General features: G+C 52.7%; 5 protein-coding genes and 1 pseudogene. 5 read left to right on the top strand and 1 reads right to left on the bottom strand.

Annotation, left to right across the window (positions count from 1 at the left end):
• Positions 1-264, top strand: a pseudogene (locus tag H6F43_RS21965) (hypothetical protein); the annotation flags it as partial.
• 15 nt (positions 265-279) lie between these two features.
• Here H6F43_RS21965 and H6F43_RS05140 read toward each other — a convergent pair.
• Positions 280-3,762, bottom strand: a complete 3,483-nt coding sequence (locus H6F43_RS05140; protein WP_190341338.1) for a response regulator — start codon at positions 3,760-3,762, stop codon at positions 280-282.
• 855 nt (positions 3,763-4,617) lie between these two features.
• Between H6F43_RS05140 and nrdR the strand changes: the two genes are divergently transcribed.
• The 4 genes from nrdR to H6F43_RS05120 form a co-directional block, all read left to right on the top strand.
• Complete coding sequence (nrdR, locus tag H6F43_RS05135; RefSeq protein WP_190341336.1) at positions 4,618-5,139, top strand: transcriptional regulator NrdR; 522 nt, start codon at positions 4,618-4,620, stop codon at positions 5,137-5,139.
• 293 nt (positions 5,140-5,432) lie between these two features.
• Positions 5,433-6,422, top strand: coding sequence for a 30S ribosomal protein S1 (locus H6F43_RS05130; RefSeq protein WP_190341334.1), 990 nt, complete (start codon positions 5,433-5,435; stop codon positions 6,420-6,422).
• A 75-nt stretch (positions 6,423-6,497) separates the two neighbouring features.
• The gene (locus tag H6F43_RS05125; RefSeq protein ID WP_190341332.1) at positions 6,498-7,241 is read left to right on the top strand and encodes an HAD family hydrolase; all 744 of its coding nucleotides are present in this window, start codon (positions 6,498-6,500) and stop codon (positions 7,239-7,241) included.
• A gap of 259 nt (positions 7,242-7,500) precedes the next feature.
• Positions 7,501-8,138, top strand: a 638-nt coding sequence (locus tag H6F43_RS05120) for an S-adenosylmethionine synthetase N-terminal domain-containing protein (protein WP_277879872.1), incomplete at its 3' end; no start/stop codon positions are given.

The raw sequence follows: 8,138 nt of genomic DNA, 5'->3' as shown, positions 1-8,138 counted from the left end.
ATGAGCGCGATCGACGGCTCGCTGTTTGCCGTACCGATGTGCTTTCTAATAGTTTGGGCAGTTGCCGTGCTGTTAGTGTTGGATGTACCGAAAGCGCGATCGGGACAGCGGGTGAACCTAAAGCCGCTACAAAAGTTACCCTGTCGGTCCTGTCAGTTTTTCAGCAATAATCCGTATCTAAAGTGCGCAATTCACCCGTCTACCGCAATGACCGAACGAGCGAGCGACTGTTCCGACTACTGCCCGTGCGAGAAAAATAGGTAGCGCCAACCTACTGACTTATGTGCATTGGGGCACCGAAGGTAACGGTGAATGAGCCGTTGGCTCCGGCTTAACCGCAAAGGTCAAAACGGTTTCGTCCACCCCTTTCAGCTTAAGAGGACTAAATTTGATAATTTCGTCGTCCTCCAAATAGTCCGCGATCGCCGCCGAAACCAAAATGCAATCGGGATCTGCCGCTTCCTGAAGCCGCGAGGCAATATTGACGCTAGGACCGATTGCTGTGTAGTCCGATCGCTCTGATCCGCCAAACATACCCACTACCGCTGTCCCTTGATGGATGCCGCAGCGGAACTGCACCTGACTAATTCCCTGCTCTTTCCACTGCTGATTCAGCCGCTGCAGCGACTGGCGCATCTGACGAGCAGTGGCGACGGCACGCTGAACCTGCTCATTAGGCGTCAAATCCTCGGGTGCGCCAAACAGCACTAAAATCGCGTCCCCCATAAACTTATCGATCGTGCCACCGTTGGCAAAAATGACGTGAGTCATCTCGGTTAGATACTGGTTGAGCAGTTCAGCAACACGGCGCGATCGCAGCGTGTTGGATAACTGCGTAAATCCGACAATATCGGCGAATAGCACCGTCACCATGCGTGGCTCCGGACGCAAATCCAGCACCAAGTCTCCCTTTGCTGCCCGCACTACTAGTGAGGCAGGCAGAAACCGCTTCAGCACCGATTCCGTCAAGTAGGTATTGAGTTCTGCCACCCGCCGCTCATTTTCCTTCAGCGCCAGCAGGTTGTGCACCTCCGCTAGCAGTTCACGATCGCTAAACGGCTTCGACAGGTAAGCATCGGCTCCTTTCTCAACGCCTTCGATCCGCGTATCTTCGTCCGCCTTCGCCGTCAGCAGGACGACTGGCGTTCCCTTGAGTGTGTCGTCCTCGCGAATCATCCGGATTAAGTCCAAGCCAGACACCAGCGGCATCATTAGATCCGTGATGATCAAATGAGGATGATGCATTTGGGCAAGACGAAAGCCTTCGGACCCGTTGCGGGCAGTCCAGATGTGATAGCCTTGCTGCCGCAGAATTCCTGCCACATACGATCGCACATCGGCATTGTCATCGACGATTAGAAGCGTTGCCTCACCCGCAGATGGCAGTATGGCAACGCTGCCATCGTGACTGATGTCCTGAAGATCAACCTCTACATCGGACAGCTCTACCGCAGCGCGGTTTGGCTGTATGTCTATGTGCGCATGGCTTACCTGCTGCGGAGGTAAATGTGCCATTCCCACAGGCAACTGGACGGTGAACGTAGAGCCTGCACCATAAGTCGATGCGACCGAAACCTGTCCACCGTGCAGCCCTACCAACTCCTTAACCAGTGCTAACCCTAAGCCAGTTCCCTCATAGCTTCGGTTGGCGGAGCCTTCTGCCTGTCGGAAACGCTCAAACAAATGAGGGATCTGATCGGATCGAATGCCGATGCCCGTATCGATAACGCTCAGCAGACAGTAATGGTCAGTGGGTTGCAGCGTCACCGTAATGCTGCCTTCCTCCGGCGTAAATTTCATCGCGTTTGACAACAGATTGTAAAGCACCTTGTCAAATCGCTCTAAATCCAAGTAGGTCGCTGGACAGGGCTCTAACTGCGTTGTCAGGACAATGCCTTTCTTCTCGCAATAAGGACGGAACGACTCAGCTGTCTGGCTAACAATTTCAACGAGATCGCAAGGACAGAAACTGGGCTGCATTCGTCCAGCATCCAACCGCTGCAAGTCCAGCAGTTGGTTAACCAAACGGAGCAGACGACGCGAGTTCCGTAACGCGATCGCGGCTTGCTCGTAGGGCAAGCCTTGCTGTTGAGCAACAGCAGACTCTAAAGGACCAATCGTCAGCGTCAGCGGCGTGCGGAATTCGTGCGAGATGTTCTGAAAGAACTCTGTCTTCTGGCGGTCAAGCGCCATCAGTTGCTCCGCTTGCTGGCGCATTTTTTGGTAGAGCCGCGCCTGCTGTACGGCGATCGCCGCCTGTGCGGCGACTGCCTGCGCTAGCTCAATGTCTGACGCCTGCCAACGACGGGGTTGCCGATTCTGCCGCAGCGAAATGCTGCCAATAATTTTGCCGTCGGACAGCAACGGCACCACAAGGAGCGATCGTGCCCGTGCTCGAAAAGGCTGCTCAGAAATCCGCATCTCTGGCGACTGCTCCAAGTCGTTAAGAACCACTGGCTGTTGGGTCAACAACAGCTGCCTTAGGACTGGATTGCCTGTAATCGGTACAATCGATTGGGGAAGGGGACGGGTACTCTCATCTCCGTGGGAGGAATGCACCTGACTGACCTCAGCCGTAGCAGCAATCAGCGGCAGGCTATCACCGCTGAGCGTAGGGTCGTGCAGTCCAACACACTGCACATACTCATCCTCTTCGGTCCACAGCGATAGCGCACACCCATCAACGTGCAGCGCTTGCCCCAACTGCTCAGTGATTGCCGCAAAGATTTCCTGCGGCTCAAGACTGGAGCGAATTGCCGTCGTAATTGTATTGATTAGCGCTTCCCGCTTTGCCAATGCGCGGACTTGTTCGTAGGTGCGTGCCTGAGACAGTGCGAGAGCGGCTTGATCGGCAACGATCGTCAACAGTTGCACTTCGTCATCTTGCCACAGACGAGGACCGCGCCACTGATGCAGCGCCAGCACCGCGATGAGATCCTGCTGATACACCAGCGGCACAATCAGACTAGAACGAATTCCTGCCAGAGCATATGCTTGTCGCGGTGTCTCCAGGGTGTCGCTCTGCAAGCCTTCATCGCTTGACACGTCCTGAATCACCTGAACGGCATAGGTTTTCCAAACCGTTTGAGCCAACGTTTCTTTCAGCGTCTCCACATCAAAGGCATCGCGTGCTGGCAAACCCGTGATCGGGGAGCCTTGATCGCTGATAGACACACACCACTCATCGTCGGGGTGACCATCGTGAAACGGTCGAACCACGCAGGCATCTGCTTCTAGCATGTGCCCCACGGTTTCACCGATTGTTTGAAGAATTTGCGTGTAGCTGAGCGCACTACGGATTGTACTCGTCACTGCATTCAGCAACGACTCTTGACGCAGCGATCGACGCAGTTCCCGCGTCCGCGCCTTCAACACGTTGTGCGTGTCTACTGCTTGCCGCACTACTGCCTTGAGTTCGGCATCGTCCCACGGTTTTGTGACGTATTTAAACACCTTCCCGGAGTTGATCGCTTCAACCAGATCTTCAACATCCGTATAGCCCGTTAAGATGATCCGGATGATGTCCGGATACTGAGTTGCCGTCAGGCTAAGAAATTCGGTTCCGCTCATTAGCGGCATTCGCTGATCCGAAATGATGACGGCGATATCGCCCTCACTCGATAGAATATCGAGCGCTGCTGGTCCGTTTTCTGCCCGCAGCACTTTAAACTCACGATGAAACGTGCGGTACAGCAAATCTAAGTTGTCTGGTTCATCGTCTACTACCAGCAGTTTCGGCTTAGGGGCGTTTTGGACAGTCATGTACTGCTCTCCTGCTGTAAGGGCAGTTGGACAAATGATCGTCTCATTCGGTTTAGATGAAGTGCATTCAGAGTCGCTAATTGACAGCTCTGTGGGCAGACAGAGAGTTGTTGAGTCAGACATTGTGCTTGCAGTACGGGTCGATTAGGTCGTACACACTGCGTCTCTACCTGAGTCCAGAAATGGATCGGGCAGCGCACTCTAAACAGCAGTAAAGGTAGCCTGTTCGCTACAGTTCGACGATAGCTAGCAACAGATGTCACGACTCTTATAATCCAGATACAGCGGAACTCACAGATGTACCCTGCCTTAGAATGCCCTGATGATCGAGTTCCCTAACGCTTAAATGAAACTTTAACAAGCGTCTGGGTTTTCCTAACGGTGGTAGTGCCCCAACTTGCGACACAGTCGTTTACGGTAGTAACGACAGATCGTAACTCACTAAAACGCTTCAGACTGTCTCTGAACCGGAAGCCTATGCTTGCGATCGTCCATTCGCAAGCGTTGTTTCGTCTAAGATTTGAATAATATTTGTTGCCAATGGCAGAGTTAGTAATACAATCACGTATCATTCAGAGCGGTTTCTGTTAACAAAAAAATGGTTTATTGTTCTACGCTGCCTGCATTCTAGCTGAACCTTATCTGAAAGAGGAACTGCATCCCTCGCCCCTGAAACGAGACTGTACAACCGTATCATAGTCAAACAAAGAAACTTGATTTGATAAATAGGTCATACTTGGGATACGAGTTCAGTTTACGATGGGTGAGTTTCTAGTTTAACGATCTTTTAACCTTTGGTCAGCAGAGATTCTGCTACCTCCTATCTCGTCCATTCTGTTTGGAGTTGCCACAGACATGCGGTGTCCTTTCTGTCAGTACCCCGATAATCGTGTTCTTGAATCGCGCTCGGCAGAAGCTGGTCAGAGTGTGAGGCGGCGACGAGAGTGCCTCAAGTGCAGTCGTCGCTTTACCACGTATGAGCGAATTGAGTATGTTCCGATCACGGTGATTAAGCGGGATAGTGAGCGGGAGTCCTTCGATCGCTCTAAATTGCTGCGGGGAATTGTGCTGGCTTGCGAAAAAACCGGGGTCTCGACAGCCGCAATGGAAGCTTTGGTTGATGAAATTGAGGCAGAGCTACAGCAGCGAGCGGTGCGCGAGGTGTCTAGCCATGAGATTGGAGACTTAGTCCTGCAAAATCTTCTCAATCTCAATGAAGTCGCTTACATTCGATTTGCATCGGTTTATCAGAAGTTTCAGGGATTCCGAGATTTTGCCGATGCGCTGCACCAGCTTCAGGCAAGTACTCGATCGGTAGCAGTAGAACCTACAGCGACCGAAGCCCCATCGCAGTTTCAGCCGAATGGTCTTGCATGAGCTACAGGTTTTCCAGTCCGCATCCATTGTTCTTACACAGGAGCGGGTGCGATCGCAGCGAACTTGGTTATGCTGGGTATTAGCTGAGGAGTTAGGGTTGGTCCGCGATCGTCAGGGGGTTGTCGTGTACCGATCCGATTCGGTATGATTGTTCTTCTGAACTCTATAATCTTCAGAATCTAGGTCCCATACAGTGATCGAAGATATGTAGGTGTAGGCAGCACCACTCTTGCGTGCGTGTACATCGACAGGAGGCAATTTTCTACGGAGATTACTACTAGGAAACGATTCGCATGGTCAATCAGGAACTTACTGTCATAGACGTTGGCTTTACTCACGAAGATTTTGCTGCCCTACTGGATAAGTACGACTACCACTTCAGCCCCGGTGATGTGGTGGCTGGAACCGTATTTAGTCTTGAACCACGGGGCGCTCTGATTGACATCGGCGCAAAAACGGCGGCTTACATCCCCATTCAGGAGATGTCGATCAACCGGATCGACAACCCGGACGAGGTTTTGCAGTCCAACGAGACCCGCGAGTTCTTTATTCTTGCAGACGAAAACGAGGACGGACAGCTAACCCTCTCGATTCGTCGAATTGAGTATATGCGAGCGTGGGAGCGAGTGCGTCAGCTTCAAGCAGAGGACGCAACGGTGCGATCGGCGGTGTTCGCTACCAACCGAGGCGGCGCCCTGGTTCGTATCGAAGGCTTGCGCGGCTTTATTCCTGGCTCTCATATCAGCACCCGCAAGCCCAAAGAAGAACTGGTCGGCGAGGAGCTGCCGCTGAAGTTTCTGGAAGTAGACGAAGAGCGCAATCGCCTTGTGCTAAGTCATCGTCGGGCACTGGTTGAGCGCAAGATGAACCGCTTGGAAGTTGGCGAAGTCGTGATTGGCACGGTGCGCGGCATCAAGCCTTACGGTGCCTTTATTGACATCGGCGGCGTCAGCGGGTTGCTGCACATCTCGGAAATCTCCCACGACCACATTGACACGCCCCACAGCGTCTTCAACGTCAATGACGAAGTGAAAGTAATGATTATCGATCTGGATGCGGAACGGGGGCGGATTTCGCTCTCCACAAAGCAGCTAGAGCCGGAACCCGGTGATATGGTGAAAAATCCGCAAGTAGTCTACGACAAGGCGGAAGAAATGGCGGCGAAGTACCGCGAGCAGGTGCTAGCGCAGCAGCAAGGTACAACAGCGACGGCGGTTGAACCTGAACCTGAACTTGAACTTGCGCCAGAAGAGATCGAAGAGTTGCCGCCAGCGATCGACTAATCGAACGCTTAACCAACGTCAGAATTAACGAAAGAGGGAGATTTCCCTCTTTTTTATTAACCAAGGAATGCCTAGTTGGTCACCATTCAGTGCGGTTCAGCAACGTTTTCCTCCATTCAAGCCGTAATTTTTGACAAGGACGGCACCCTGGCAGATTCGCAAGAATATTTACGCAACCTGGCACACAAGCGGGCACGTCTGATCGACGCTCGAATTCCCGGTGTGCAAGAGCCGCTGCTAATGGCGTTTGGGGCAGAGAGTGATCGCCTCAGTCCGGCAGGGCTGATGGCAGTTGGGACGCGCCACGAGAATGAGATTGCGGCAGCAGCTTATGTCGCTGAAACCGGACGCGATTGGATCGAGGCGCGGGCGATCGTGCGATCGGCGTTTGAGGAAGCCGATCAGGTGTTCAAACGCAAAGCTGACCAGACGCCCGTGCTGGAAGATGGACGAAGCCTTGTGCGCGATTTTGCCGCTGTGAATCTGAAATTAGCGCTGCTTTCCTCGGATACCACGGAAAACGTGCGCGATTTTGCCCAACGCTACGAGCTTGAACCCTACTTTCAGTGCATGTTGGGCACCGATGAGGGAACACCTAGCAAACCCCATCCTTACTTGTTGCAGCACGTCAGTCAGCAGTTAGGGGTTGAGCCGGAAACCGTTCTGGTTGTTGGCGACTCGCAGGTAGATGTGGAACTGGCACGTAACGCCAACGCGGCAGGCTGCATTGGCGTTACGTGGGGAGGGGCAACGGCAGCACAACTTTTGGGTGCGGCTGCGATCGTGAGTCAATTCGATCAGATTCAGGTCCTGCCATAACCGATCGGTGGATCAGGGATCATAAAATAACTCATTGCGTCTTTCGCTTCCAAGGAATCGAATTTTGCGATTCTATAGAGAAGAAGAGGCAGCGTCAGAAAAAAAGCGTGAAGAAGCGCTTGAATTCCGCTGGGGGTTGCTGGCGCTTAGCTAACATATGGATTACGTTGGCGAATGAAATTTCCCAAGTCTTTAGCGCTGCCTTGATCAACCTAGACCTGATTTCCGGTTTCCACTCGCAACTAGGAGAAATACCAACTTGTCTCGTCGCTATTATTTCACCTCAGAATCCGTAACAGAAGGTCATCCAGATAAAATCTGTGACCAAATCTCAGACACGATTTTAGATGCACTGTTGGCAGAAGATTCGAAGAGCCGAGTAGCAGCAGAAGTCGTAGTGAATACTGGACTTGTGCTGATTACAGGCGAAATTACCTCCAGCGCCAGCGTCAACTACATCGACTTGGCTCGACAGAAGATTGCTGAAATCGGCTACACCGGAGCTGGCAGCGGCTTTTCGGCAAATAGCTGCGCGGTGCTGGTGGCGCTAGATGCCCAGTCTCCTGACATTGCTCAAGGCGTTAACACAGCCCAAGAAACCCGTGAGCACACCAGCGACGAAGCACTAGATCGCATTGGGGCCGGAGATCAAGGCATTATGTTCGGGTTTGCCTGTAACGAAACCCCAGAACTGATGCCGCTGCCAATCTCCTTGGCGCACCGCATTTCACGTAAATTGGCGACTGTGCGAAAGACTGGTCAACTGTCTTACCTGCGTCCCGATGGCAAAACGCAAGTGACGGTGCTCTACGAAGACAACCGACCGATCGGCATTGACACGATTCTGATTTCCACTCAGCACGCGCCGACGATCGACGATTTGACTGATGACGCAGC

The sequence above is a fragment of the Leptolyngbya sp. FACHB-36 genome (assembly GCF_014695955.1).
Classification (GTDB): domain Bacteria; phylum Cyanobacteriota; class Cyanobacteriia; order Leptolyngbyales; family Leptolyngbyaceae; genus FACHB-36.
This window is presented reverse-complemented; position numbering and strand designations above follow the sequence as displayed.